This window comes from Vibrio sp. 1727, assembly GCF_033344415.1.
GTDB lineage: Bacteria > Pseudomonadota > Gammaproteobacteria > Enterobacterales > Vibrionaceae > Vibrio > Vibrio alginolyticus.
The window spans coordinates 1-643 of sequence record NZ_JAWPOT010000366.1 but is presented as its reverse complement, the minus strand read 5'-3'; the positions used below and the strand labels follow the sequence as shown (position 1 = coordinate 643).

At 41.5% G+C, this 643-nt stretch carries 1 protein-coding gene; it reads right to left on the bottom strand.

What is annotated here, in order from left to right; genetic code table 11:
• Positions 1 to 333: 333 nt before the first annotated feature.
• Positions 334 to 643 (bottom strand): succinylglutamate desuccinylase/aspartoacylase family protein (locus R8O10_RS25780; RefSeq protein WP_318192034.1); only part of this gene is annotated, 310 nt, incomplete at its 5' end.

Below are 643 nucleotides of genomic sequence, written 5' to 3'. Positions count from 1 at the left end.
TTCTAGTGAATGTTGTTGACTTTGTTCTTGTAAGTATTGAGCGATGTTTTCAGATTCTTGAGCGAGGAGATTTGCAGAAAGTCCAAGTCCCAACAAACAGCTAATGAGTTGTGTTTTATTCATAGATGTGTGCAAGCAAAAAGAAAACATAATACGAATAAATAAAACGCTGTGCAATTGTGCGGTGAGCAAGATGAATTGAAATAAGCTAAACACGAAGCACAAACGTTGGGTTTTCGTGTTTAAGTGTTTGTAATAAATAATATTGGTGAGTAAACATAACAAAAAAAGCCCGGCACTAGGTACTGGGCTTTGAGATCATAGAGCATGCAATTATGACTGAGTGTCGAGTGGGATTTGTCCCGTCGTTACCTGTTCGACGTCAAACTCAGTTAATCCTTCAATGTAGCTTTCTACCGCTTGTTCTACTTCATCGTCGCTTTGGCTGAAGTATGCGAGGTGGAAAATGGCATCGCCTTCGTTCACTAATGGCAGCGTTTGCTGACCGATCACTAAACCACTTTTAGGTGCTTTTAGCTCTATTTCATCGTGACCGAGGGGTGAGCTGATGTAAGCTAAGGTTTCACCTTTTTCTACTTTATCGCCTAGGTTCACCACCGTGCGCAAAATACCGTTGCCTGGC